This is a genomic window from Streptomyces sp. DH24 (genome assembly GCF_029813775.1).
In the GTDB taxonomy this organism is placed as follows: Bacteria; Actinomycetota; Actinomycetes; order Streptomycetales; family Streptomycetaceae; genus Streptomyces.
In genome coordinates this window covers 12,731-37,913 of sequence record NZ_JARVKW010000029.1, presented here as the reverse complement: position 1 = coordinate 37,913, position 25,183 = coordinate 12,731, and the positions used below count along the sequence as shown (strand labels likewise).

Below are 25,183 nucleotides of genomic sequence, written 5' to 3'. Positions count from 1 at the left end.
GGTGACGAGCACGAGCGTGCGCAACGAAGCAGAGGACCCGGGACCCAGCGGCTACGCGGCGGCCCGGCTGCGCCTCCTCACCGAGGGGGCGCAGTCCGGGCCGCCGCGCCGTGCGGCCCTGTCCGGACTGACCGACGACTGGCTGGCCGGGCTGTTCACGGCGGCGACCGGCGAACTGTGCGGCGCCTCCCTGGTCGCCGTCGGCGGCTACGGCCGGGGCGAGCTGTCCCCGCGCAGCGACCTGGACCTGCTCCTGCTGCACGACGGCAGCGACCCCAGGGCCGTCGCCGTGCTCGCCGACCGCCTCTGGTACCCCGTGTGGGATCTCGGCCTCGACCTCGACCACTCCGTAAGGACCCCGGCCGAGGCCCGCAAAACCGCCGGCGAGGACCTGAAGGCCCAGCTCGGCCTGCTGGACGCCCGGCACGTCGCGGGCGACCTCGGCCTCACCGCCGCACTGCGCACCGCCGTCCTCGCGGACTGGCGCAACCAGGCGCCCAAACGCCTGCCCGAACTCCAGGAACTGTGCGCCGAGCGCGCCGAACGCCAGGGCGAACTGCAGTACCTCCTGGAACCCGACCTCAAGGAAGCCCGCGGCGGCCTGCGCGACGCCACCGCCCTGCGCGCCGTCGCCGCGTCCTGGCTGGCCGACGCCCCGCGCGAGGGCCTCGCCGACGCCCGGCGCCGCCTCCTCGACGTCCGCGACGCGCTGCACCTGGCCACCGGGCGCGCGACCGACCGGCTCGCGCTCCAGGAGCAGGACCAGGTCGCCGCCGAGCTGGGCCTCCTCGACGCCGACGCCCTGCTGCGGCAGGTGTACGAGGCGGCACGCCTCATCTCGTACGCCGGCGACGTCACCTGGCGCGAGGTCGGGCGCGTCCTGCGGGCCCGGTCCGTGCGGCCCCGGCTGCGCGCCATGCTGGGCGGCGGCAAACCGGCCGCCGACCGCTCACCGCTCGCCGAGGGCGTCGTCGAACAGGACGGCGAAGTGGTGCTCGCCCGCGCCGCACGCCCCGACCGCGACCCCGTGCTCCCGCTGCGCGCCGCGGCCGCCGCCGCACAGGCCGGGCTGCCGCTCTCCCTGCACGCCGTGCGCCGCATGGCGGCCACCGTGCGCCCGCTGCCGACACCGTGGCCCGCCGAGGCCCGCGAGCAACTGGTCACCCTGCTCGGTTCCGGGCGCCCCACCGTCGAGGTGTGGGAGGCGCTGGAGGCCGAGGGTCTGATCACCCGCCTGCTGCCCGACTGGGAGCGGGTCCGCTGCCGCCCGCAGCGCAACGCCGTGCACGTGTGGACCGTCGACCGGCACCTCATCGAGACGGCGGTGCGGGCCTCCGAGTTCACCCGCCGCGTCAGCCGCCCCGACCTGCTGCTGGTCGCCGCGCTGCTGCACGACATCGGCAAGGGCTGGCCCGGCGACCACTCGGTGGCCGGCGAGATCATCGCCAGGGACGTGGCCGCGCGCATCGGTTTCGACCGCGCGGACGTCGCCGTGCTCTCCGCCCTCGTCCGCCACCACCTCCTGCTCGTGGAGACCGCCACCCGGCGCGACCTGGAGGACCCGGCCACCGTCCGCTCGGTCGCCGACGCCGTCGGCTCCCAGAGCACCCTGGAACTGCTGCACGCCCTCACCGAGGCCGACGCCCTGGCCACCGGCCCGGCCGCCTGGTCGAGCTGGCGCGGCTCCCTCGTCACCGAACTGGTCAAACGGGTCTCCGCGGTGCTCGCCGGCGACATCCCCGAGGAACCGGAGAGCGCCGCGCCGACCGCCGAGCAGGAACGCCTGGCCATCGAGGCCGTCGCCACCGGCAGCCCGGTGCTCGCGCTGCGGGCCCAGACCGAGCCGCCGCCCGAGTCCGCCGCCCAGGACCAGCCCGGGGACCCCGAACCGCTCGGCGTGGAGCTCCTCATCGCCGTGCCCGACCAGTCGGGCGTGCTGCCCGCGGTCGCCGGCGTGCTCGCCATGCACCGGCTGACCGTACGGACGGCCGAGCTGCGGGCCGTGGACCTGCCCGACGGCGTCGACGGCTCCGTACTCCTGCTGAACTGGCGGGTCGCCGCCGAGTACGGCTCCCTGCCGCAGGCCGCCCGGCTGCGCGCCGACCTCGTACGCGCCCTGGACGGCACCCTGGACATCGCGGGCCGCCTCGCCGAACGCGACGCCGCCTACCCGCGCCGCCGGGGCGTCGTCGCGCCGCCGCCCCGCGTCACCGTCCACCCGGCCGCCTCCCGGCTGGCCACGGTCATCGAGGTCCGCGCCCAGGACGCCCCGGGGCTGCTGTTCCGCATCGGCCGCGCTCTGGAGAACGCGGGCGTGTGGACGCGCAGCGCGCACGTCTCCACCCTCGGCGCCAACGCCGTGGACGCCTTCTACGTCACCGGCCCGCAGGGCGCTCCGCTGCCCGCGGACGAGGCGTCGTCCGTCGCCCGGAAGCTGGAGGAGACCCTGCGAGGATGAGCCGGGCCCGGTGACTTGCCCGGCCGGGATACCCTGGAGGGCGATTCATTCGCCTGTCACCGACCCCGAGGACCGCGAGCGCCGTGTTCGATACTCTTTCCGATCGCCTTTCAGCGACTTTCAGGAACCTGCGCGGCAAGGGACGGCTGTCCGAAGCGGACATCGACGCCACGGCGCGCGACATCCGCATCGCGCTCCTCGAGGCGGACGTGGCGCTGCCCGTCGTGCGCTCCTTCATCAAGAGCGTGAAGGAACGCGCCCTCGGTGCGGAGGTCTCCAAGGCGCTCAACCCCGCCCAGCAGTTCATCAAGATCGTCAACGACGAGCTGGTGATCATCCTGGGCGGCGAGACGCGCCGGCTGCGCTTCGCCAAGCAGCCGCCGACCGTCATCATGCTGGCCGGTCTCCAGGGTGCCGGTAAGACCACCCTCGCGGGCAAGCTCGGCCGGTGGCTGAAGGAACAGGGCCACTCGCCGCTGCTGGTCGCCTGTGACCTCCAGCGCCCCAACGCCGTGAACCAGCTCAGCGTGGTCGCCGAGCGCGCCGGCGTGGCCGTCTACGCGCCCGAGCCGGGCAACGGCGTCGGCGACCCGGTGAAGGTCGCCAAGGACTCGATCGAGCACGCGAAGTCCAAGGTCCACGACATCGTCATCGTCGACACCGCCGGCCGCCTCGGCATCGACCAGGAGATGATGCGGCAGGCCGCGGACATCCGCGACGCGGTCTCCCCGGACGAGATCCTGTTCGTGGTCGACGCGATGATCGGCCAGGACGCGGTCAACACCGCCGAGGCCTTCCGCGACGGCGTCGGCTTCGACGGCGTGGTGCTCTCCAAGCTGGACGGCGACGCCCGCGGTGGTGCGGCCCTGTCGATCGCCTCGGTGACCGGCAAGCCGATCATGTTCGCCTCCAACGGCGAGAAGCTCGACGACTTCGACGCCTTCCACCCGGACCGGATGGCCTCCCGCATCCTCGACATGGGTGACCTGCTCACCCTGATCGAGCAGGCGGAGAAGACGTTCAGCCAGGAAGAGGCCGAGAAGATGGCCTCCAAGCTGGCGTCCAAGAAGGGCCAGGAATTCACCCTGGACGACTTCCTGGCCCAGATGGAGCAGGTCAGGAAGATGGGCTCCATCTCGAAGCTCCTCGGGATGCTGCCCGGCATGGGCCAGATCAAGGACCAGATCCAGAACCTGGACGAGCGGGACGTCGACCGCACGGCCGCGATCATCAAGTCGATGACGCCGGGCGAGCGCCAGGACCCGACGATCATCAACGGCTCGCGGCGCGCCCGTATCGCCAAGGGCTCCGGTGTCGAGGTCGGCGCCGTGAAGAACCTGGTGGAGCGGTTCTTCGAGGCCCGCAAGATGATGTCCCGCATGGCCCAGGGCGGCGGCATGCCCGGGATGCCGGGTATGCCGGGCATGGGTGGCGGCCCGGGCCGTTCCAAGAAGCAGCCGAAGAAGGCCAAGGGCAAGCAGCGCTCCGGCAACCCGATGAAGCGCAAGCAGCAGGAGCAGGAGGAGGCCGCCCGCCGCGCCGCCGCAGCCCAGGGCGGCAACGCCTTCGGCCTGCCGCAGCAGGGCGGCCAGGACTTCGAGCTGCCGGACGAGTTCAAGAAGTTCATGGGCTGACCGGCCCGCGCGGTCCACGCTCCGGCCGGTTCCCGCACACGCGCCACTGGGGGCGCCCCTCGTCACAAGGGGCGCCCCCAGTGGCGTTCGGCCAGGTCAGGGCGTGCGGGCGATGAGGTACCGGAACACGTTCGGCATCCACACCGTGCCGTCCGCCCGCCGGTAGGCGTGCAGCGCCTCCGCCAGCTCCTTGTCCACTTGTTCCTGGTCGGTCGCCACGATCGCCGCGTCGAACAGCCCCGTCGACAGCAGACCCCGCACCGCGCTGTCCACGTCGGCGTACCCGAAGGGGCAGGACACCCGGCCGGAACCGTCCGGCCTCAGGCCCGCGCGCTGGGCGACCTCCTCCAGGTCGTCCCGCAGCGCCGGGCGCCAGGTGCCCGCACTGCGCAGCGGGTCCGCCAGCTTCGTCGCCACCCGGAACACGGACGACGTGGCGCAGCGCTCCGGCGGGCCCCAGCCGGCCAGCACGACGGGCGCCCCGCGCGTGGCCAGCGGCGTCGCCTCCTCGATCAGCTCACCGAGCCCTTCCGAGTCGCCCGCCAGACAGCCGATCGGCTCGAAGGCCGTCACCAGTGTGTACGCGGGCGTCCGCGCGTCGGCCGTGTCCCCGGGCGTGCCGTCGACGACCCGGGTCGCGGCACGCGCGCGCGTGTCCCACGCCTCCGGCCGGAGCCGCTCCCGGGCGAGCTGGAGCCGTTCGGGGGAGGAGGTGTCGACGCCGGTGACCGCGGCGCCGCGGGTGGCCGCCATGAGGAGGGCCAGCCCCGAACCGCAGCCGAGGCCGAGCAGCCGCGTGCCGGAGCCCACGTCGAGTCGCTCGTAGACGGCCTCGTAGAGCGGCACCAGCATCCGCTCCTGGATCTCCGACCAGTCACGCGCGCGTGCACGCCGGTCCACGCCGGGTATCGCCCCCACGTGCCGCGGGTGCTGTCGCACGAGCGTAGGTGTCATGAAAGCGCCCCAATCCGCCGAGAGTTGCCGCTGTGCCCATGTACCGGCCCCCGTGAAGATGCGCTCGCACTCCCCCCGTAAGCCAGGAAACTCCGAGCGCGGCGTCGCGTCCAGTGGAACGGGGGCCCGGCTTGCTGAATCCGTGGGAAAGGGGCGAGATTTCACATTCCGGCAACCTGGACGGTTCCGGCCAAGGTCGTCACGACGGGTCGGTGCGGGACGTCGGTGACGGACCGGGTAACGTCGCGGTCGTCGCGTGCGCTGGGTGAGGGGAGGCCCTCCGGCGCCAGAGCGACCGAATCGCCTCTTGCGCATCCGGAGCGCGGCCACCCCCGGCGCCCGGATCCCGCCTACACGCCGGGTCGTATGTTGAACTACGTACCGTCTTGTGGCGAGCTGCGAGGCTTCTCCGCAGATCAGCGCACCCGCCCTCGTCGCGACGCATCAGTGCCAACTGACGGGTACGTGCAAATTATTTGGGATGCCCCGGAATAGGAACACAGCGGCACCCCGGCTCGTTGTCATTACGTGAGCACGACACAGACACCACCTGTTCTCGCCGCGGAACTGGCGCAGGCGTGGGCCGACATTCAGCGGCACCACCCCGAGCTGCCGGATCTGGCCGCGCCGGAGTCCCTGATCGGGGAGTCGTCGTCCGCCTGCGGACACGAGCTCTCCTTCGAGCGACTGCTTCACGAGGCAGTCCACGGCATCGCCGCCGCCCGCGGAGTGCGCGACACGTCCCGGGCCGGCCGCTACCACAACCGCAGATTCCTCTCGATCGCCGAGGAGCTGGGTCTTGACCACCCCGAGGAACCGCATCCCAGCAGCGGTTTCTCGCTGGTCTCGCTCACGCCCGAGGCGAGGCGCCGTTACCGGCCGACGATCGAGCGCCTCCAGCGGGCGCTGAAGGCCCACACGGCGGCGACGGCGTCCGACACCGCCCGCAGCTTCCGCGGTCCCGCCGCCCGGCACGGCTCCTCCGGCGGAGGTGTCCGCGTCAAGGCGGTGTGCGACTGCGGGCGCAACGTCCGGGTCGTTCCGTCGGTCCTGGCCCAGGCCCCCATCATGTGCGGCGGCTGCGGCAAGCCGTTCCGCATCCCGGAGGTCGTGGGAGCCGCGGCAGGCTGACGTGCGGCTGCTCGTGGCAGTCGCACGTCGGCACTGGCGGCGCCGGGCCGCGCACCCGACGTCCTCGGGCGCCGGGTGCCGCTCAGGCGTGCCCGACACGGCCGCGGTCAAGCGTGACCCGCAGGGTGTGGCAGAATGGTCAGCTGTACTCGACAGCCGCACAGGACCCCTCTCTCCTCCGGCTGACGCGTCCATCGGGCACTCGGGTACCGCAACCCCACGCGGCCGTCTCGCCGTGCCCAACCACGTCAAATCCAGGAGAACCCACTCCCGTGGCAGTCAAGATCAAGCTGAAGCGTCTGGGCAAGATCCGTTCGCCCCACTACCGCATCGTCGTCGCCGACTCCCGTACCCGCCGTGACGGCCGGGCCATCGAGGAGATCGGCAAGTACCACCCGACGTACAACCCGTCGGTGATGGAGGTCGACAGCGAGCGCGTGGCGTACTGGCTCTCTGTCGGCGCCCAGCCGACCGAGCCCGTGCTCGCCATCCTGAAGAAGACCGGCGACTGGCAGAAGTTCAAGGGCGAGCCCGCCCCGGCTCCGCTGCTGCAGCCGGCCGAGAAGCCGGCGCGCCCGTCGTTCGAGGCTCTCGGCGGTGACGACGAGGGCAAGGGTGAGGCCATCACCCAGAAGAAGAAGGCTGAGAAGAAGGACGAGGCCGCCGCTGAGTCCGCGTCGACCGAGGCCTGAGCATGCTCGAGGAGGCTCTCGAGCACCTCGTGAAGGGCATCGTCGACAACCCTGACGATGTGCAGGTCGCCTCGCGCAATCTGCGCCGCGGGCGGGTGCTCGAGGTCCGGGTCCACCCGGACGACCTCGGCAAGGTGATCGGCCGCAACGGCCGCACCGCACGCGCCCTGCGCACCGTCGTGGGCGCCATCGGCGGCCGCGGTGTCCGCGTCGACCTCGTCGACGTGGACCACGTCCGCTGACGCAACGCAGCACCGGCTCGGGCCGGGGAGGGCCACAGGGCCGTCCCCGGCCCGCAGTCGTATGACAGGAGATCCAGAAAAGTGCAGCTGGTAGTCGCTCGCATCGGCCGTGCCCACGGCATCAAGGGCGAGGTCACCGTCGAGGTACGCACCGACGAACCGGAGCTCAGGCTCGCCCCCGGCGCCGTCCTGGCCACGGACCCGGCCTCGACCGGTCCGCTCACCATCGAGACCGGCCGCGTGCACAGCGGCCGTCTCCTGCTGCGCTTCGAAGGTGTGCGCGACCGCACCGCCGCCGAGGCGCTGCGCAACACCCTCCTGATCGCCGAGGTCGACCCCGACGAACTGCCCGAGGGCGAGGACGAGTACTACGACCACCAGCTGATGGACCTCGACGTGGTGACCGTGGACGGCACCGAGGTCGGCCGCATCACCGAGATCTCCCACCTGGCCTCGCAGGACCTGTTCGTGGTCGAGCGTCCCGACGGCACCGAGGTGCTGATCCCGTTCGTCCAGGAGATCGTCACCGAGATCGACCTGGAGGAGCAGCGCGCGGTCATCGACCCGCCGCCCGGTCTGATCGACGACCGGGCCGAGATCGCCTCCGCCCGGGACGCGGCCGGAGAAGAGGCGTAATGCGGCTCGACGTCGTCACGATCTTCCCCGAGTACCTCGAACCGCTGAACGTCTCCCTGGTCGGCAAGGCACGCGCGCGTGGGCAGCTCGACGTGCACGTCCACGACCTGCGCTCCTGGACGTACGACCGGCACAACACCGTCGACGACACCCCGTACGGCGGCGGCCCCGGCATGGTCATGAAGACCGATCCCTGGGGGGACGCGCTCGACTCCGTCCTCGCCGACGGCTACGAGACCGGTTCCCGCGAGCCGGCCCTCATCGTGCCCACGCCCAGCGGCCGGCCCTTCACCCAGGAACTCGCCGTCGAGCTCTCCGAGCGCCCCTGGCTGATCTTCACGCCGGCCCGTTACGAGGGCATCGACCGGCGCGTCGTCGACGAGTACGCCACCCGCCTGCCGGTCTACGAAGTGTCCATCGGCGACTACGTCCTGGCCGGCGGCGAGGCGGCCGTCCTCGTCGTCACCGAGGCGGTGGCGCGGCTGCTGCCCGGCGTCCTGGGCAACGCCGAGTCCCACCGCGACGACTCCTTCGCGCCGGGCGCCATGGCGAGCCTGCTGGAGGGCCCCGTCTACACCAAGCCGCCCGAGTGGCGCGGGCGCGGCATCCCGGACGTCCTGCTCAGCGGCCACCACGGGAAGATCGCCCGCTGGCGCCGCGACGAGGCCCTGCGCCGCACCACCGCCAACCGGCCCGACCTCATCGAGCGGTGCGATCCCAAGGCCTTCGACAAGAAGGACCGCGAGATGCTCTCCATCCTGGGCTGGTCACCCGCCCCGGAGGGGGAGCCGTACGGCCGATTTTGGCGCAGGACCGACGGCGTGGAAGAATAGGCCGCTGTTGTGCGCCCGTCCGGCGTGCGCCCCTGCCACAGGGGGACACGACGCCCGCTCCGACCCGCACACCCCCGAACCGAATCTCTCTAGTGCCGCTGATGACCTGTGGCATCAGCGAAGAAAGCAGACGAAATGTCTCACCTGCTCGACACCGTCGACTCCGCGTCGCTGCGCACCGACGTCCCGGCCTTCCGCCCCGGCGACACCGTCAACGTCCACGTGCGCGTCATCGAGGGCAACCGCTCCCGTGTGCAGCAGTTCAAGGGCGTGGTGATCCGCCGCCAGGGTGCCGGCGTGCGCGAGACCTTCACGGTCCGCAAGGTCTCCTTCTCCGTCGGCGTCGAGCGCACCTTCCCGGTGCACACCCCGATCGTCGAGAAGATCGAGCTCGTCACCAAGGGCGACGTCCGCCGCGCCAAGCTGTACTACCTGCGCGAGCTGCGCGGCAAGGCGGCGAAGATCAAGGAGAAGCGCGAGAGCTGAGCTCGCGCCGGAGTCCGTGCGGGGGCCGGATAGCATCTGGCCCCGATGGACACCGAAGCACAGCCGACGGAGCGCGACCGCTCCTCCAGCCCTTGCGAGACCGAGGACACCTCGGATCCGACGGGGCCGGAGGGCCGGTCGCGTTTCGCGTTGGTGTCGCGGGCGGCGGACTGGCTGCCCGGCGGGCGGATCACCCTGACCCTGCTGCTCTGCCTGCTGTTCCTGCTGCTGTTCAGCAGGTTCGTCCTGCAGCCCTTCCAGATCCCCAGCGGGTCCATGGAACGCGGATTGAGGATCGGGGACCGGGTTCTCGTAAACAAGTTGGCGTACCGTTTCGGTGCCGAACCGCGGCGCGGTGATGTTGTCGTGTTCGACGGAAGTGGGTATTTCGGGGACGCGGAGTACATCAAGCGCGTTGTCGGTGTGGGGGGAGACCGCGTGGTCTGCTGCGACAGGGAGGGGAGGCTCCAGGTGAACGGCCGGTCGGTCGACGAGTCGACATACCTCTATCCCGGCGACAGCCCGTCCACGGTGCGTTTCGACGTCGTCGTCCCCGAGGGCACCCTGTTCGTGCTCGGCGACCACCGCAGCGACTCCAGCGACTCCCGCGACCACCTCGGCTCCCCGGGCGGCGGCATGATCCCCGTCGGTGACGTCGTCGGCCGCGCCGACTGGATCGTCTGGCCCTTCGACCATGCCACCCGCCTGGTCCGCCCCGACGTCTACGCGCGTGTGCCCGCCGTGGAGGGCGCCCATGGGTAACCGCGGCAAACCCCGCGGCGCGCCCCGCAGCGCCGCGGACAACCTGCTGCCCACGGGCACCCGGCGGGCGAGCGGCCCGGCCGGCGGGCGTACCCGCGCGGAGCGCCGCAAGCTCCAGCGCAAGGTCAAGCGGCGCCGCAGGCGCTCCGCCGTCAAAGAGGTCCCCCTCCTCGTCGGCGTCGCCGTCCTCATAGCCCTCGTGCTCAAGACGTTCCTCGTCCAGGCCTTCGTGATCCCGTCGGGCTCCATGGAGCAGACCATCCAGATCGGCGACCGGGTCCTGGTCGACAAGCTCACGCCGTGGTTCGGCTCCAGGCCCGCGCGCGGCGACGTCGTCGTCTTCCGCGACCCCGGCGGCTGGCTCCAGGACGAGACCGGCACGCAGAAGAAGGACGACCCCGTCGTCGTCAAGCAGATCAAGGAAGGCCTGACCTTCATCGGCCTGCTGCCGTCCGACAACGAGAAGGACCTGATCAAGCGCGTCGTCGGCGTCGGCGGCGACCGCGTCAAGTGCTGCGACACCCAAGGGCGGGTCACCGTCAACGGCGTCCCCTTGGAGGAGGACTACCTTTTCCCCGGCAACGCCCCCTCCAGCACCCCCTTCGACGTCACCGTGCCCGAGGGGCGGCTGTGGGTGATGGGCGACCACCGCTCCAACTCCGCGGACTCCCGCTACCACCAGAGGAAGGGCAACAGCGGCACCGTCTCCGAGGACGAGGTGGTCGGCCGGGCCGTGGTCATCGCCTGGCCGCTGGGCCACTGGAGCACCCTCGACGAGCCGAAAACCTACGCCTCCGTGGCCGACCCGGGTGCCGCGTCGACCGCCGCCGCCGAGCTGTCGCATAGGGTTGCACCTGATGACCCGGCATCAGAACCGGAAAGATTGATTCAGCTCCCGACCCCTGCGGAACTCCCGCTCGTTATGGGAGTGGTGGGCCTGCGTCGCGGATGGCGCAGGCAGTGGCAAGGAGTAAGGAGTTGGCGTGGGGGATGTGGCGGTAGGCGCACGGTCCGGGCACGACGGCGAGGATCACCGCGGACGCTCCGTGGAGTCGACCGTCCCGGCTTCCGGCGCCGTGACCTCCGGGAGTGGCTCCGGAGCGGGTGAGGACGACAGGGTGACGGGCGAGCAGACCAGGACCGGCGACCAGGGGCCCGACAAGCCGGGTGCCAAGGCGAAGAAGCCCCGCTCCTTCTGGAAGGAACTGCCCATCCTGGTCGGTATCGCGCTGGTTCTCGCGCTGCTGATCAAGACGTTCCTGGTGCAGGCGTTCTCGATCCCCTCCGACTCGATGCAGAACACCCTGCAGCAGGGTGACCGCGTCCTGGTGGACAAGCTCACCCCGTGGTTCGGTGGCGCCGAGCCCGAGCGCGGCGAGGTCATCGTCTTCCACGACCCCGACAACTGGCTGGCGGGCGAGCCGACGGCCGACCCGAACGCGATCCAGACGTTCCTCAGCTGGATCGGCCTCATGCCGTCCGTCGAGGAGAAGGACCTGATCAAGCGGGTCGTCGGTGTCGGGGGCGACACCATCGAGTGCAAGGGCACCGGCCCGCTGAAGGTCAACGGCAAGGCCCTCAACGAGGAGTCGTACGTCTACCTGGGCAACACGCCGTGCAGCATGGACGACCAGGGCGGCCAGTTCAAGGTGAAGGTCCCCCAGGACCACGTCTGGGTCATGGGCGACCACCGGCAGAACTCCCGCGACTCCCGCTACAACCGGTCGGACAAGAACGGCGGCATGGTCCCGGTCAAGGACGTCGTCGGACGGGCCGTCGTCGTGGCCTGGCCGGTCAACCGCTGGGACACGCTGCCCGTGCCCGACACCTTCGACCAGGACGGCCTGAACGCGGCGCCCGCCGCCGCCCTGTCGGTCGCGCCGCAGGGCCTGGCCCTCGTCGGCGTCGTCCCGTTCGCGCTGTGGCGCCGCAAGCGGATCGCGGTGGCCCGGACCCGCTGACGCGGCTGCCGCCGGCGCGGCCCGGTGCCGTGGGACCCGCCGGCGCGCCGGGCCCCGTGAAGCCCTCGTGGAGCTGTGACCTCGGTCGGACCCAAAGGCTGACCGGGTCAGGTACCGCCGGGTAGGGTGCGGATCCATGGGTGGTCAGAGCACGACACGCACGGCCCCGCGCAGCGGCGGCACGAACAGCGGCCCGGCGGGCAGCCGGACCGGGCAGTTCCTGTCCGGCCTGGCGGTGGCGCTGGGCCTGGTGCTGTTCCTCGGAGGGTTCGCCTGGGGAGCGGTCGTCTACCGGCCGTACACCGTGCCCACCACCTCGATGACGCCCTCGATCGACGCCGGCGACCGGGTGCTCGCGCAGCGCGTCGACGGCGCCGAGGTGCGCCGCGGAGACGTCGTCGTCTTCAAGGACACCACCTGGGCCAACGTGCCGATGCTCAAGCGTGTGGTCGCCGTCGGCGGCGACACCGTGGCCTGCTGCCAGGACGGCAAGCTGAAGGTCAACGGCAAGGAGATCGACGAGCCGTACCTCGCCGAGGGCGAGGCGGCCGGGGTCGCCAACTTCCCCACCGTGACGGTCCCCGAGGGCCGGCTGTTCCTGCTCGGCGACGAACGCGGCAACTCCGTGGACTCCACCGCCCACCTCACGGACGCCGCGAAGGGAACCGTCTCGCGCAGCACCGTCGAGGGCCGTGTCGACGCCGTCGTGTGGCCCATGAACGGCATGCTGGAGCGCCCCACCGGCTTCGAGACCCTCGGTGGCCTGTCCACGCCGGGACCGCTGCGCGCCATGGTCGCGCTGATCGTCGGCGGCGCCGCGCTGGTACTCGGCGGGGCGGCGTACGGCCCCCTCGCCAGGCGGAGGAGCGCCTCCCGTGCGCGGGCGAGGACGGAGCCGGCCGGTGCCCGCTGAGGCGACGGACGCCGGCGACCGGGAAGCCCCCGCGGCCGGGCTGCGCAAGGTGGCACGGGTCGTCCTGCTCGACCCCCGGGACCGCATCCTGCTGCTGCACGGCCACGAGCCGGAGGATCCGGCCGACGACTGGTGGTTCACCCCCGGCGGCGGTCTGGAGGGCGACGAGACACGTGAAGAGGCCGCCCTGCGGGAACTCGCCGAGGAGACCGGCATCACCGAGGTTGAGCTCGGCCCGGTGCTCTGGCGGCGGACGTGCTCCTTCCCGTTCGCCGGCCGCCGCTGGGACCAGGACGAGTGGTACTACCTGGCCCGCACGACCCGGACGGCGATCGAGGCGCTGGGCCTGACCGACCTGGAGCGGCGCAGTGTCGCCGGAGCGCGCTGGTGGACGTGTCAGGAACTGACCCGGGCACATGAGACGGTGTATCCGACGAGACTCGCCGAGCTGCTGCGCACACTGCTCGACGAAGGTCCTCCCGCCCGGCCCGTGACCCTTGACACCGAAATCGTCTAGGGGTCCGTGGGACTGGCGCACAATGGTGGGACCGCACGGCTGAAGGGGAACATGCCATGAGCGCCGAGGACCTCGAGAAGTACGAGACCGAGATGGAGCTGAAGCTCTACCGGGAGTACCGCGACGTCGTCGGTCTGTTCAAATACGTGATCGAGACCGAGCGGCGCTTCTACCTGACCAACGACTACGAGATGCAGGTGCACTCGGTCCAGGGTGAGGTGTTCTTCGAGGTGTCCATGGCGGACGCCTGGGTGTGGGACATGTACCGGCCGGCACGCTTCGTCAAGCAGGTCCGGGTCCTGACGTTCAAGGACGTGAACATCGAGGAGCTCAACAAGAGCGACCTGGAGCTGCCGGGCGGCTGAACGCCGGTGGGTGACTGAACATCACCGGGCGACCCGCTGTGCGACCGGGGCCCCCGTCCTGCTGCCGTTCCCCAGTGGCCGTCGTCCCTGTTGGCTGCTGTCCCCCACAGGGGTGACGGAGTTTTCCACAACCCCGTGGTCCGTCCACCAAGATCACACGGCTCGCTGAGCTGCCCGCACTGTTGGCGCCGGAGGTGGTGCCGACATGAACGCACGAGGTGCGATGGGCAAGTACGGCGAGAGTCTGGCCGCGCGGCGGCTGACCGAGGCCGGCATGACGGTCCTGGAGCGCAACTGGCGCTGCGGCAGGACCGGCGAGATCGACATCGTGGCCCGGGACGGTGACGTCCTCGTGGTGTGCGAGGTGAAGACGCGCAGGGGGAGCGCCTTCGAGCACCCCATGGCCGCGGTCACCCCGGAGAAGGCGGCGCGGCTGCGGGAGCTCGCCGAGGGCTGGATCCACACCCACGGCGGAGCACCGCCCGGAGGCGTCCGCATCGACCTGGTCGGCGTGCTGCTCCCGCAGCGCGGCGCGGCCGTCGTCGAGCACGCGCGGGGGGTGGCCTGAATGGGGTTCGCCCGTACGTGCTCGGTGGCCCTCGTCGGCGTCGAGGGCGTCGTCGTGGAGGTCCAGGCCGACCTCGAACCCGGCGTCGCGGCGTTCACGCTGGTCGGGCTGCCGGACAAGAGCCTCACGGAGAGCCGCGACCGGGTGCGGGCCGCGGTGGTGAACTCGGGGGCGTCCTGGCCCCAGAAGAAACTCACCGTCGGCCTGAGCCCGGCGTCCGTCCCCAAGAGTGGCAGCGGCTTTGATCTGTCCGTCGCCGCAGCCGTCCTGGGCGCGGCGGAGCGCATCGACCCCCGGGTCCTCGCCGACATCGTGATGATCGGGGAGCTGGGGCTGGACGGAAGGGTGCGGCCGGTGCGGGGCACCCTGCCCGCCGTGCTGGCCGCGGCGGACGCCGGATACGAGCAGGTCGTCGTGCCGGAGTGCGCCGCCGCGGAAGCCTCGCTGGTGCCGGGAGTGTCGGTTCTGGGGGTGCGCAGCCTGCGGCAGCTGATCGCCGTCCTCGCCGACGAACCCGTGCCCGACGAGGAACCCGACGAACCGGGCCGCCCTGACCCGCTCCTCGCCGGACTGCGCGTGCCCGGTGCGGGAGCCGCCACGGGCATGCACAGCACGGGCGCGGCCCACCACGACCAGGGCCACGACCTCGCCGACGTCGTGGGCCAGATCTCGGCGCGCACGGCGGTGGAAGTGGCCGCCGCCGGGGGACACCACCTCTTCCTCGAAGGGCCGCCGGGCGCCGGGAAGACGATGCTCGCCGAGCGGCTGCCCGCGATCCTGCCCCGGCTCGGCAGGCAGGAGGCGCTCGAAGTGACGGCGGTCCACTCGGTGGCCGGCCTGCTCCCACCGGGCAAACCCATGATCGACACGGCGCCCTACTGCGCCCCGCACCACTCGGCGACCATGCAGGCCCTGGTCGGAGGCGGCCCCGGCATCGCACGGCCGGGAGCGGTCTCGCTCTCCCACCGGGGCGTCCTCTTCCTCGACGAGGCACCGGAATTCAGCAGCCACGCACTCGACGCCCTCCGCCAGCCCCTGGAAGCGGGCCACGTCGTCATCGCGCGCAGCGCCGGCGTCGTGCGCTTCCCGGCGAAGTTCCTGATGGTGCTCGCGGCCAACCCGTGCCCGTGCGGCCGGTTCTCCCAGCGGGACGACTTCTGCGAGTGCCCGCCCTCCGCGATCCGCCGCTACCAGGCCAGACTGTCCGGCCCGCTGCTCGACCGCGTCGACCTCCGCGTCGAGGTGGACCGCGTGACGCGCACCGAACTGACCCGGCTCGGCAGCCGCGGCAAATCCACCGCCACCGTGGCCGACCGGGTACGGGCAGCCCGGGAACGGACGGCGGCACGGCTGGCCGGCACCCCCTGGCGCACCAACAGCGAAGTGCCCGGACGCGAGCTGCGCAGTCGCTGGTCGGCCGCGCCAGGAGCCATGGACGAGGCCGAGCGGAGCCTGGAACGCGGCGCGCTCACCGCCCGCGGAATCGACCGGGTGCTGCGCGTCGCCTGGACCGTGGCCGACCTCGTCTCCCACGACCGGCCGGACGCCACGGACGTCGCCCTCGCGCTGCAACTGCGCACCGGTGTGCCTCGCGGGGTGCCCATGGCGATCGGCGCGCTGACGTGAGCGCCGGACCCGACCCGGCCGGTGACCTGCTCGACCGCGTCCTGCTCACCCGGGTCGTCGAACCCGGTGACGAGGCCGGCGGCCGGTGGGTGCGGGAGTTCGGGGTGGAAGAAGTGGCGCGGCGGTTGCGGGAGGGGGCCCCGCCGCTGCCCGGAGTGAGCGGCAGGCGGTGGGCGGGGCTGCTCGCGCGGGCCGGGCAGGCCGACCCCCGGCGGGACCTCGCCGTGGCGCGGGAGGCCGGGGTGCGGTTCGTGCGGCCCGGCGGGGCGGAGTGGCCCGGCCAACTCGACGACCTCGGTGACGCCCGGCCGCTGGGTCTTTGGGTGCGGGGCCGGCCCAGCCTGCGGATGTGGGCGCTGAAGTCCGTCGCCGTCGTCGGCGCCCGCGCCTGCACCGAGTACGGCGCGCACATGGCCGCCACCCTCGCCGCCGACCTCGCCGGACGCGGCTGGGTCGTCGTCTCCGGAGGTGCCTACGGGGTGGACGGCGCCGCCCACCGGGGTGCTCTCGGGGCCGGCGGAGCCACCGTCGCCGTCCTGGCCTGCGGCGTCGACCGCCCCTACCCGCGCGGCCACACGGAACTGATCAACAGGATCGCCGAACAAGGACTGGTGGTGGGCGAGTTGGCGCCCGGGGAACATCCGACACCGAGCAGGTTCATCCTGCGCAACCGGGTGATCGCCGCCCTCACCCGCGGCACCGTCGTGGTCGAGGCCGCCCACCGCAGCGGCTCACTCGTCACGGCGCGCGCCGCCCAACGCCTCGGGCGCCACACGATAGGGGTACCCGGACCGGCCACCAGCGGCCTCTCCGCGGGCGTGCACGAGCTCCTGCGCGGCGACGCCGTCCTCGTCACCGACGCCGCGGACGTCATCGAAATGGTCGGTGACATCGGCGACCTCGCCCCCGACCGGCGCGGCCCCGTACTGCCCCGTGACCTGCTGGAACCTCGCGCCCGGCACGTCCTCGCCGCGCTGCCCGCGCGCCGGGCGGCGACGGCTGCGGAGATCGCGCGCGGCGCTCAGACGAGCGAGGACGACGCGATCGCGAGACTGTACGAACTCAGAGCACTTGGATACGTCGAACGACATGACGACGGCTGGAAGTTGACACGCCAGGCCGTGATCTCCGTCCGGGATGGTCGGCGCCGCTCCTGACGGAGCGTGTTCGGCCGTCCGGGGGAACGCCGACAGCCTTGGGATTTCCCGCAGTTGGAGCATCGCGGAGATCACGCACAGCGATCACCGTGACCCCGAGGAGCGCCTCGCGGAACGTATCTGCGCACCCCCGCCGCCGTCGTCTTCGCACACCGCGACACCGCAGTCACGCTACGCTCACGAGGATTCCGACGCAGAAGGCAACTCGACATCAGACCGACAGCTCACCCAGGTACCACCACTCCACAGCAGAACGGCACAAGGCGACGAATGCCCCAGCACACCTCCGGGTCCGACCGGGCGGCCATCCCCCCAGCCGCCCGTGACGGTGGCAGCGTGCGGCCGCCCGCTCCCTCGACGCTCGACGAACTGTGGCGGTCGTACAAGGCGACCGGGGACGAGCGGCTGCGGGAGCAGCTCATCCTCCACTACTCGCCGCTCGTGAAGTACGTCGCGGGACGGGTCAGCGTCGGCCTGCCGCCCAACGTGGAACAGGCCGACTTCGTCTCGTCCGGCGTGTTCGGGCTGATCGACGCGATCGAGAAGTTCGACATCGACCGGGAGATCAAGTTCGAGACGTACGCGATCACCCGGATCCGCGGCGCCATGATCGACGAACTGCGGGCGCTCGACTGGATCCCGCGCTCGGTGCGGCAGAAGGCGCGCAACGTCGAGCGTGCCTACGCGACCCTGGAGGCCCGGCTGCGGCGCACCCCCTCGGAGGCCGAGGTCGCCACCGAGATGGGCATCGCGGTGGAAGAACTCCACGCGGTCTTCAGTCAGTTGTCGCTGGCCAACGTGGTCGCTCTGGAGGAGCTGCTGCACGTTGGGGGCGAGGGCGGCGACCGGCTCAGCCTCATGGACACGCTGGAGGACACCGCCGCCGACAACCCGGTCGAGGTGGCCGAGGACCGGGAGCTGCGGAGGTTCCTCGCGCGGGCGATCAACACCCTGCCCGACCGGGAGAAGACCGTCGTCACCCTGTACTACTACGAGGGCCTCACCCTCGCCGAGATCGGCAACGTGCTCGGTGTCACCGAGAGCCGCGTCAGCCAGATCCACACCAAGTCGGTGCTCCAGCTGCGCGCCAAGCTGGCGAGCTTCGGCCGCTGACCCTGCCGGAAGAGGACAGCCCGGCCGGTGTGCCTCCCGCCCGGAGCGGTCCCTCCGTAAGCTGGACGGCGTGCCAAGGATTCGAGCGGCCTCCGTGGCCGAGCACCGGTCGATGCAGCGAGCCGCCCTGCTGGACGCGGCACGCTCCCTGCTGTCCGAGGGCGGGACGGAGGCGCTGACCTTCCCGGCCCTCGCCGAGCGCACGGGGCTCGCGCGCTCGTCCGTGTACGAGTACTTCCGTTCCCGGGCGGCCGTGGTCGAGGAACTGTGCGAGGTCGACTTCCCTCTCTGGGCGGCCGAGGTCGAGGCGGCGATGGGCCAGGCCGACGGGGCCGAGGCGAAGATCGAGGCCTACGTCCGCCAGCAGCTCGAACTCGTCGGGGACCGGCGGCACCGGGCCGTCGTCGCGATCTCCGCGAGCGAGCTGGACGCCGGGGCGCGGGAGAAGATCCGGGCGGCCCACGGCGGGCTGATCACGATGATCGTCGAGGCGCTGGGGGAGCTGGGCCACGCGGAACCGCGGCTGGCGGCGATGCTGCTCCAGGGGATCGTCGACGCGGCCGTGCGGCGCATTGAGCTGGGTGCGGCGGAGGAGCCGGGCGTCGTGACGGAGGCGGCGGTGTCGATGGTGCTGCGGGGCGTGCGCGGCTGACCCGCTGTGCCCGAGGTCCCGCCTTCGAGGCGGTGCGTCTGACGCGTGGCGCTTGAGACGGTGCGGCTGAGGCGTTGCGCCTGAGCGGTGCGTCTGAGGCGGTATGTCTGACGCGGTATGTCTGACGCGTCGCGCCGAGGCTTCGCGTCCGATGCCCTTGCCTGACGCACGGCCCTGCTCTTGGCCTCTGACGTGCCGGCCTTCGATGCGCTGGCCTCTGACATGCTGCGCCTGACGTGCTGCGTCTGACGCGCTGGGTCCCGGCGCACTGCGTGCGGCGCCGACGCCCTGGCGGTCGGCGTCATTCCGGCAGTGGTACTCCCAGCACGGGCAGGAGCCTCGGTGGCGCGTTGCCCGCCAGCCACGGTGGGAGCAGGGCGAGCGGGTTCAGGTAGGTGTCTTTGCGGCGCAGGCCCCAGTGCAGGCAGGAAGGGCCGCCGCAGTGGGCGGACCCGTCCAGCGTGCCCAGGACGTCGCCGGCCGCCACCTCGGCGCCCTCCTCCACCGACGGCCGTACCGGTTCGTACGTCGTGCGCAGTGGGGGTGTGCCCGTGCCCGACAGGTCCACCGACACCACGCCCCGTCCCGCCACCCGGCCGGCGAAGGACACCCGGCCCGGGGCGACGGCCCGCACGGGTGCGCCCGGCGGGGCCGCCAGGTCCACGCCCCGGTGGCCCGGACCGTACGGCGTGGCGGGCGGGTCCCAGCCGCGCAGGACCGCGGGGCGAGCGCCCACCGCCCAGATTCGGCCCACCGCCGGTACCGCCGGGTCCGGCACCCCGGGGCTCGGCGCGGCCGGGCCCGATGCTCCAGGGTCCGGCACTCCAGGGCTCGGCGCGGCCGGGTCCGGCGCTTCAGGGTCCGACGTTCCAGGGCTCGGCGCGGCCGGGTCCGATGCCCTCGGTTCCGGCCGCGCCGAGCCCGGTGCGCCCGGGGCCTGTGTCGCCGGAACGGGTGCTGTCTGGTCCGGTGTGGCCGGCGCGGGTGCTGTCGCCGCCAACCGGCCGGACGCGGAGGGGGCCGGCGACACCGGGCCGTCCGCCCGTGCCGCCCCCGTCGGAACCACCCCCGTCAGTGCCCACAGCAACCCCGCGCCCAGCCACCCGTATCGCCTCGTTCGCATGTCAGGAACCGTGCCGCACGGTCGGTGACCGCCGCCACGGCCTGTGGACGACCGGCCCGTTGTGGGTATCGGCGTCACCCGGTGCCTCCCGGGTCCCGTACACTTCTGATGGCGATCCGGGTCACCGGGTCGACTTCGCACGCCCCGACACCGGGGCCCGGCGCGAGCCGGTGTCCAGGTGTCAGCGCCCCTCGGTCCTTCGCGGCACGGCGCATCGCGGGCGTCAGGCGCGGAAGCCGTCCGGTTTCCGCGGCACAACCGAGAAACACGAGGAGAGCGGCCATGGCCGTCGTCACGATGCGGGAGCTGCTGGAGAGCGGCGTCCACTTCGGTCACCAGACCCGTCGTTGGAACCCGAAGATGAAGCGCTTCATCTTCACGGAGCGCAACGGCATCTACATCATCGACCTGCTCCAGTCGCTGTCGTACATCGACCGCGCCTACGAGTTCGTCAAGGAGACCGTCGCCCACGGCGGCACGGTCATGTTCGTCGGTACGAAGAAGCAGGCGCAGGAGGCCATCGCCGAGCAGGCGACCCGCGTCGGCATGCCGTACGTCAACCAGCGCTGGCTGGGCGGCATGCTCACCAACTTCTCGACCGTCTACAAGCGTCTGCAGCGCCTCAAGGAGCTTGAGCAGATCGACTTCGAGGACGTGGCCGCCTCCGGCCTCACCAAGAAGGAGCTGCTCGTCCTCTCCCGCGAGAAGGCCAAGCTGGAGAAGACCCTCGGCGGTATCCGCGAGATGCAGAAGGTGCCCAGCGCCGTCTGGATCGTGGACACCAAGAAGGAGCACATCGCGGTCGGCGAGGCCCGGAAGCTCAACATCCCGGTCGTCGCCATCCTCGACACCAACTGCGACCCCGACGAGGTCGACTACAAGATCCCGGGCAACGACGACGCGATCCGTTCCGTCACCCTGCTCACCCGCGTGATCGCGGACGCCGTCGCCGAGGGCCTCATCGCCCGTTCCGGCGTCGCGACCGAGGGCAAGGGCGAGAAGGCCGCGGGCGAGCCGCTCGCCGAGTGGGAGCGCGACCTGCTCGAGGGCGAGAAGAAGGCCGACGAGGCTCCGGCCGCCGAGGCCGCTGCCCCCGCCGAGGAGGCCCCCGCCGCCGAGGCCGAGGCCGAGAAGCCCGCCGAGGCGCCCGCCGCCGAGGCTCCGGCCGCCGAGGCCGAGCAGGCCTGACCCGTCAGCGTCGGTGTTGACGGCGGGAGCGGTGACATGAAGTCCGCTCCCGCCGTTCACCCGTAGGTCAGCGGTGAGTCGGCGATCCACACGGATCTTCCACTAGATGTGGATGGCAGACCCCGTAGATCTCCGATCTTCCAGACTTCAGAAAGACTCACAGACTCATGGCGAACTACACCGCCGCCGACGTCAAGAAGCTCCGCGAGCTCACCGGCGCCGGCATGATGGACTGCAAGAAGGCGCTGGACGAGGCCGAGGGCAACGTCGAGAAGGCCGTCGAGGCGCTCCGTATCAAGGGCCAGAAGGGCGTCGCCAAGCGCGAGGGCCGCTCCGCCGAGAACGGCGCCGTGGTCTCGATCATCGCCGACGACAACTCCTCCGGCGTCCTGGTCGAGCTGAAGTGCGAGACGGACTTCGTCGCCAAGGGTGACAAGTTCCAGTCGGTCGCCACGGCGATCGCCGAGCACGTCGCCAAGACCTCCCCGGCGGACCTGGAGGCGCTGCTCGCCTCCGAGATCGAGGCCGGCAAGACCGTCCAGGCGTTCGTGGACGAGGCCAACGCCAACCTGGGCGAGAAGATCGTTCTGGACCGCTTCGCGCAGTTCTCCGACGGCTACGTCACGGCGTACATGCACCGCACGATGCCCGACCTGCCGCCGCAGATCGGTGTCCTCGTCGAGCTCGACAAGCCGAACGCCGAGATCGCCAAGGGCGTCGCCCAGCACATCGCCGCCTTCGCGCCGAAGTACCTCTCCAAGGAGGACGTGCCGGCCGAGGTCGTCGAGACCGAGCGTCGTGTCGCCGAGGAGACCACCCGCGCCGAGGGCAAGCCCGAGGCCGCCCTGCCGAAGATCGTCGAGGGTCGCCTCAACGGCTTCTTCAAGGACGCCACGCTGCTGGGCCAGCCGTACGCGCTCGACAACAAGAAGTCCGTCCAGAAGGTCCTGGACGAGGCCGGTGTCACCCTGAAGCGCTTCACGCGCATCAAGGTCGGCATCTGAGTCCGTACCGCGACCGGCGCCCGGCCCCTATAGGGTCGAGTGCAGTCGGCCAGGGCGCCCGGGGACACCGCCCCGTAAGCGCGTGGCGCGGGCGACAGCAGATCTGACGAGGAGGCCATTGCCGAGTATGGGATGCGAAACACGCCCCACCGGCAATGGCCTTCTTCGTATGTGCGACACGTAAAAGAGGCGAGATCCCATGAGCACCAAGGCCCAGAAAAGCGACGACGGCAAAGTACCCGGCCGGTTTCTGCTGAAGCTGTCCGGAGAGGCCTTCTCCGGCGGCGGGGGCCTGGGGGTCGACCCCGACGTGGTGCACGCCATCGCCCGTGAGATCGCGGCGGTCGTCCGCGACGGAGCACAGATCGCGGCCGTCATCGGCGGCGGCAACTTCTTCCGCGGCGCGGAGCTCCAGCAGCGCGGCATGGACCGGGCCCGCTCCGACTACATGGGCATGCTCGGCACCGTCATGAACTGCCTCGCCCTCCAGGACTTCCTGGAGAAGGAGGGCGTGGACTGCCGCGTGCAGACCGCGATCACCATGGGGCAGGTCGCCGAGCCGTACATCCCGCTGCGTGCCGTGCGCCACCTGGAGAAGGGCCGCGTGGTCATCTTCGGCGCCGGTATGGGCATGCCGTACTTCTCCACCGACACCACCGCCGCGCAGCGCGCCCTGGAGATCGACGCCGAGGCGCTGCTGATGGGCAAGAACGGTGTCGACGGGGTCTACGACTCCGACCCGAAGAAGAACCCCGACGCGGTGAAGTTCGACCACCTCGGCTACGGCGAGGTCATCACCCGCGACCTGAAGGTCGCCGACGCCACCGCCGTCACCCTGTGCCGCGACAACAAGCTGCCGATCGTCGTCTTCGAGCTTCTCTCCGAGGGCAATATCGCGCGCGCGGTCAAGGGTGAGAAGATCGGCACGCTTGTCGGTGACCAAGGCAGCCGGGACTGACCGGCCGGGGGATGGACAATGTCCTGCCGGTCGGGAACCGTGCAGGAAGAAGACGCGACGCAGCCGGCCGCCGCCCCGACAAGGAACCGCAGCCGGGCCTACTCAAGACACGCAGGAGCAAGTGGTGATCGAAGAGACCCTCCTCGAGGCCGAGGAGAAGATGGAGAAGGCCGTCGTGGTCGCCAAGGAGGACTTCGCCGCGATCCGCACCGGCCGTGCGCACCCGGCGATGTTCAACAAGATCGTGGCCGACTACTACGGCGCACCGACGCCGATCAACCAGCTGGCCTCGTTCTCCGTGCCCGAGCCGCGCATGGCCGTGGTGACGCCGTTCGACAAGAGCGCTCTGCGCAACATCGAGCAGGCGATCCGCGACTCCGACCTGGGCGTCAACCCGAGCAACGACGGCAACATCATCCGGGTGGTGTTCCCCGAGCTCACCGAGGAGCGCCGCCGCGAGTACATCAAGGTCGCCAAGGGCAAGGGTGAGGACGCCAAGGTCTCCATCCGCTCCGTGCGCCGCAAGGCCAAGGACGCCATCGACAAGCTGATCAAGGACGGCGACGTCGGCGAGGACGAGGGCCGCCGTGCGGAGAAGGAGCTCGACGACACCACCGCGAAGTACGTCGCCCAGGTGGACGAGCTCCTGAAGCACAAGGAAGCGGAGCTGCTCGAGGTCTGATGAACGACTCTTCCTGGGGCGCGCCGCCACAAGCCGGGTACCCGCCGCAAGCGGGGCACTGGGGGCCCACCGGCCGGGGCCCCGCCCAGGGACACGCCTACGGGCATGTCCAGGGGACCGCCCCGGCGGGTCCCTCGTACGACGCGCACGACGCGCAGCAGACTCGTCCCATGCCCATCGTGCCCGACGTACCCGATCACGGCGGAGACCAGGATGACGACCGGGGGGCCGCTCGGCTGAGCGGCCCCTTGTTCCGCGACGAGACGCCGCAGGCACACCCGTACGGGGAGGTGCCGCAGAATCCGGAGCCCATGCCCGACGCCCCGCAGCCGGCGCCGAAGCCGAAGAAGAACGCGGGCCGTGACCTGGGTGCCGCGATAGGGGTCGGCGTCGGACTCGGCGCGGTGATCGTCGCGTCGCTGTTCGTCGTCAAGGCCGTGTTCGTCGGCGTCGTCGCGGTCGCCGTCGTCGTCGGGCTGTGGGAACTGACGAAGCGGCTCGACGAGCGCAAGGGCATCAAGGCGCCGCTCGTGCCGCTGGCGATCGGCGGCGCGGCGATGGTGGTCGCCGGCTATGTGCGCGGTGCCGAGGGCGCCTGGGTCGCCATGGCGCTGACGGCGCTCGCGGTGCTGGTCTGGCGCATGACGGAACCGCCCGAGGGCTACCTCAAGGACGTCACCGCCGGCGTCTTCGCGGCCTTCTACGTGCCGTTCCTGGCCACGTTCGTCGCGATGATGCTCACCGCCGGGGACGGGGCGTTCCGCGTCCTGACGTTCCTGCTGCTGACCGTGGTGAGCGACACCGGCGCGTACGCGGTGGGCTGGCGCTTCGGCCGGCACAAGCTGGCGCCGCGCATCAGCCCCGGCAAGACCCGCGAGGGCCTGCTCGGCGCGGTGACGTTCGCGATGGCGGCGGGCGCGCTGTGCATGCAGTTCCTGATCGACGGCGGCTCCTGGTGGCAGGGCCTGGTGCTGGGCCTCGCGGTCGCGGTCAGCGCCACGCTCGGCGACCTCGGCGAGTCGATGATCAAGCGCGACCTGGGCATCAAGGACATGGGCACGCTGCTGCCGGGCCACGGCGGCATCATGGACCGGCTGGACTCGCTGCTGCCGACCGCGCCGGTGGTGTGGCTGCTGCTGGTGCTGTTCGTCGGGTCGGGCTGACCCTCTCCGCGCGCCGCAGGCAGTGCGCAACCGTTCGACGAGGCTCGTCGTCCGTACAGGGCGGCGGGCCTTCGTCATGCGCCCGCGGACATCTGCGACGGGGAGAGAGCGACGATGAGCAGGAGTACGAGGCCATGCCGTACCTGCGGGACGGCCGTACGGCAGCCGAGCTTTCGGGTGCGCAGACGGAAGTGGAAGTACTGCCGGACCCATCGCGGCGGGTGGCTCGCCGACATCCTGGAAGCGCTGTTCACCTAGCGGGGAACGGGGGCGGCCGGGCGGGGCAGGCGGGTCACTCCAGTGGATCTGCGACACTGGTACAGCCATGCCTAAGCCCGGAGAACTGGCAGTAGCCGGGCAGCAAT

26 protein-coding genes are annotated in these 25,183 nt (G+C 71.5%); 24 read left to right on the top strand and 2 right to left on the bottom strand.

What is annotated here, in order from left to right:
• The first annotated feature begins 1 nt into the window (after position 1).
• Both QC282_RS22485 and ffh read left to right on the top strand, forming a co-directional pair.
• On the top strand, positions 2-2,458 hold the full coding sequence (locus QC282_RS22485) for a [protein-PII] uridylyltransferase (protein WP_279551346.1): 2,457 nt from the start codon (positions 2-4) through the stop codon (positions 2,456-2,458).
• A gap of 83 nt (positions 2,459-2,541) precedes the next feature.
• The gene (ffh, locus tag QC282_RS22480; RefSeq protein ID WP_279551345.1) at positions 2,542-4,092 is read left to right on the top strand and encodes a signal recognition particle protein; all 1,551 of its coding nucleotides are present in this window, start codon (positions 2,542-2,544) and stop codon (positions 4,090-4,092) included.
• 96 nt (positions 4,093-4,188) lie between these two features.
• Here ffh and QC282_RS22475 read toward each other — a convergent pair whose 3' ends face one another.
• The gene (locus tag QC282_RS22475; RefSeq protein ID WP_279551344.1) at positions 4,189-5,046 is read right to left on the bottom strand and encodes a class I SAM-dependent methyltransferase; all 858 of its coding nucleotides are present in this window, start codon (positions 5,044-5,046) and stop codon (positions 4,189-4,191) included.
• A gap of 528 nt (positions 5,047-5,574) precedes the next feature.
• On the opposite strand from QC282_RS22475, the gene QC282_RS22470 reads away from it, so the two are divergent.
• From QC282_RS22470 to QC282_RS22390, 17 genes are all read left to right on the top strand, one after another.
• Positions 5,575-6,177, top strand: coding sequence for a hypothetical protein (locus QC282_RS22470; RefSeq protein WP_279551343.1), 603 nt, complete (start codon positions 5,575-5,577; stop codon positions 6,175-6,177).
• Positions 6,178-6,449: 272 nt separating this feature from the next.
• Positions 6,450-6,869, top strand: coding sequence for a 30S ribosomal protein S16 (rpsP, locus tag QC282_RS22465; protein ID WP_279551342.1), 420 nt, complete (start codon positions 6,450-6,452; stop codon positions 6,867-6,869).
• 2 nt (positions 6,870-6,871) lie between these two features.
• On the top strand, positions 6,872-7,111 hold the full coding sequence (locus tag QC282_RS22460) for an RNA-binding protein (protein ID WP_003973401.1): 240 nt from the start codon (positions 6,872-6,874) through the stop codon (positions 7,109-7,111).
• Positions 7,112-7,192: 81 nt separating this feature from the next.
• Positions 7,193-7,747 carry a ribosome maturation factor RimM gene (gene rimM / locus QC282_RS22455; protein WP_279551341.1) on the top strand — a complete coding sequence of 185 codons (555 nt, stop codon included), beginning with the start codon at positions 7,193-7,195 and terminating at the stop codon, positions 7,745-7,747.
• Positions 7,747-8,580, top strand: a complete 834-nt coding sequence (gene trmD, locus QC282_RS22450) for a tRNA (guanosine(37)-N1)-methyltransferase TrmD (RefSeq protein ID WP_279551340.1) — start codon at positions 7,747-7,749, stop codon at positions 8,578-8,580. Before rimM ends, trmD begins: the two co-directional genes overlap by 1 nt.
• A 135-nt stretch (positions 8,581-8,715) precedes the next feature.
• Positions 8,716-9,066 (top strand): 50S ribosomal protein L19, encoded by a 351-nt coding sequence (rplS, locus tag QC282_RS22445; RefSeq protein ID WP_279551339.1) that lies wholly within the window; start codon positions 8,716-8,718, stop codon positions 9,064-9,066.
• Positions 9,067-9,111: 45 nt separating this feature from the next.
• Positions 9,112-9,828 carry a signal peptidase I gene (gene lepB / locus QC282_RS22440; protein WP_279551338.1) on the top strand — a complete coding sequence of 239 codons (717 nt, stop codon included), beginning with the start codon at positions 9,112-9,114 and terminating at the stop codon, positions 9,826-9,828.
• The gene (gene lepB, locus QC282_RS22435; protein ID WP_279551337.1) at positions 9,821-10,936 is read left to right on the top strand and encodes a signal peptidase I; all 1,116 of its coding nucleotides are present in this window, start codon (positions 9,821-9,823) and stop codon (positions 10,934-10,936) included. The genes lepB (QC282_RS22440) and lepB (QC282_RS22435) overlap by 8 nt, the downstream gene beginning before the upstream one ends.
• A complete protein-coding gene (lepB, locus tag QC282_RS22430; RefSeq protein WP_279551336.1) occupies positions 10,821-11,789 on the top strand; it encodes a signal peptidase I in 969 nt (322 codons plus the stop codon). The genes lepB (QC282_RS22435) and lepB (QC282_RS22430) overlap by 116 nt, the downstream gene beginning before the upstream one ends.
• A gap of 136 nt (positions 11,790-11,925) precedes the next feature.
• Positions 11,926-12,702 (top strand): signal peptidase I, encoded by a 777-nt coding sequence (gene lepB / locus QC282_RS22425; RefSeq protein WP_279551335.1) that lies wholly within the window; start codon positions 11,926-11,928, stop codon positions 12,700-12,702.
• A complete protein-coding gene (locus tag QC282_RS22420; protein ID WP_279551334.1) occupies positions 12,692-13,219 on the top strand; it encodes an NUDIX hydrolase in 528 nt (175 codons plus the stop codon). Before lepB (QC282_RS22425) ends, QC282_RS22420 begins: the two co-directional genes overlap by 11 nt.
• Positions 13,220-13,275: 56 nt before the next feature.
• The gene (locus QC282_RS22415) at positions 13,276-13,584 is read left to right on the top strand and encodes a DUF2469 domain-containing protein (RefSeq protein WP_003965949.1); all 309 of its coding nucleotides are present in this window, start codon (positions 13,276-13,278) and stop codon (positions 13,582-13,584) included.
• 205 nt (positions 13,585-13,789) lie between these two features.
• Positions 13,790-14,152 carry a YraN family protein gene (locus tag QC282_RS22410; RefSeq protein ID WP_279551333.1) on the top strand — a complete coding sequence of 121 codons (363 nt, stop codon included), beginning with the start codon at positions 13,790-13,792 and terminating at the stop codon, positions 14,150-14,152.
• Positions 14,153-15,778, top strand: coding sequence for a YifB family Mg chelatase-like AAA ATPase (locus QC282_RS22405; protein WP_279551332.1), 1,626 nt, complete (start codon positions 14,153-14,155; stop codon positions 15,776-15,778). It begins immediately after the preceding gene.
• Positions 15,775-16,935 carry a DNA-processing protein DprA gene (dprA, locus tag QC282_RS22400; protein WP_279551331.1) on the top strand — a complete coding sequence of 387 codons (1,161 nt, stop codon included), beginning with the start codon at positions 15,775-15,777 and terminating at the stop codon, positions 16,933-16,935. Before QC282_RS22405 ends, dprA begins: the two co-directional genes overlap by 4 nt.
• A gap of 270 nt (positions 16,936-17,205) precedes the next feature.
• On the top strand, positions 17,206-18,048 hold the full coding sequence (whiG, locus tag QC282_RS22395; RefSeq protein WP_279551330.1) for an RNA polymerase sigma factor WhiG: 843 nt from the start codon (positions 17,206-17,208) through the stop codon (positions 18,046-18,048).
• Between the two features lie 94 nt (positions 18,049-18,142).
• Positions 18,143-18,700, top strand: coding sequence for a helix-turn-helix domain containing protein (locus tag QC282_RS22390; protein WP_279551385.1), 558 nt, complete (start codon positions 18,143-18,145; stop codon positions 18,698-18,700).
• Positions 18,701-19,001: 301 nt separating this feature from the next.
• Here the strand turns inward: QC282_RS22390 and QC282_RS22385 are convergent, their stop codons facing one another.
• On the bottom strand, positions 19,002-19,523 hold the full coding sequence (locus tag QC282_RS22385; protein ID WP_279551329.1) for a M23 family metallopeptidase: 522 nt from the start codon (positions 19,521-19,523) through the stop codon (positions 19,002-19,004).
• 582 nt (positions 19,524-20,105) lie between these two features.
• Between QC282_RS22385 and rpsB the strand changes: the two genes are divergently transcribed.
• From rpsB to QC282_RS22360, 5 genes are all read left to right on the top strand, one after another.
• On the top strand, positions 20,106-21,011 hold the full coding sequence (gene rpsB, locus QC282_RS22380; RefSeq protein ID WP_279551328.1) for a 30S ribosomal protein S2: 906 nt from the start codon (positions 20,106-20,108) through the stop codon (positions 21,009-21,011).
• A 167-nt stretch (positions 21,012-21,178) separates the two neighbouring features.
• Positions 21,179-22,015, top strand: coding sequence for a translation elongation factor Ts (gene tsf, locus QC282_RS22375; RefSeq protein ID WP_279551327.1), 837 nt, complete (start codon positions 21,179-21,181; stop codon positions 22,013-22,015).
• Positions 22,016-22,214: 199 nt separating this feature from the next.
• Positions 22,215-22,973, top strand: coding sequence for a UMP kinase (gene pyrH / locus QC282_RS22370; protein ID WP_279551326.1), 759 nt, complete (start codon positions 22,215-22,217; stop codon positions 22,971-22,973).
• A 124-nt stretch (positions 22,974-23,097) separates the two neighbouring features.
• A complete protein-coding gene (gene frr, locus QC282_RS22365; RefSeq protein ID WP_279551325.1) occupies positions 23,098-23,655 on the top strand; it encodes a ribosome recycling factor in 558 nt (185 codons plus the stop codon).
• The gene (locus QC282_RS22360) at positions 23,655-24,818 is read left to right on the top strand and encodes a phosphatidate cytidylyltransferase (RefSeq protein ID WP_279551324.1); all 1,164 of its coding nucleotides are present in this window, start codon (positions 23,655-23,657) and stop codon (positions 24,816-24,818) included. Before frr ends, QC282_RS22360 begins: the two co-directional genes overlap by 1 nt.
• Positions 24,819-25,183: the final 365 nt, after the last annotated feature.